Below are 430 nucleotides of genomic sequence, written 5' to 3' on the forward strand. Positions count from 1 at the left end.
CGACATCCGCTTTCTCGGCTCCGGCCCGCGCTCGGGCCTCGGCGAGCTCTCGCTGCCGGAAAACGAGCCGGGCTCTTCGATCATGCCGGGCAAGGTCAACCCGACCCAGTGCGAGGCGATGACGCAGGTCTGCGTGCAGGTGTTCGGCAACAACGCCGCGCTCACCTTCGCCGGCAGCCAGGGCCATTTCGAGCTCAATGTCTACAATCCGCTGATGGCCTATAATTTCCTGCAGTCGGTGCAACTGCTCGCGGACGCTTCCGTGTCCTTCACCGACAATTGCGTGGTCGGCATCGAGGCCCGGGAAGACAACATCAAGGCCGCGCTCGAGCGCTCGCTGATGCTGGTGACGGCGCTCGCCCCCACCATCGGCTACGACAACGCCGCCAAGATCGCCAAGACCGCGCACAAGAACGGCACCACGCTGCGC

General features: G+C 65.1%; 1 protein-coding gene. It reads left to right on the forward strand.

Annotation, left to right across the window (positions count from 1 at the left end; all coding sequences use genetic code 11):
• Window positions 1-430: lyase family protein (locus EOA29_RS40215; protein WP_245468875.1), on the forward strand; the 430-nt coding region annotated here is incomplete at both ends.

It is taken from the genome of Mesorhizobium sp. M1E.F.Ca.ET.063.01.1.1, assembly GCF_003998155.1.
GTDB lineage: Bacteria > Pseudomonadota > Alphaproteobacteria > Rhizobiales > Rhizobiaceae > Mesorhizobium.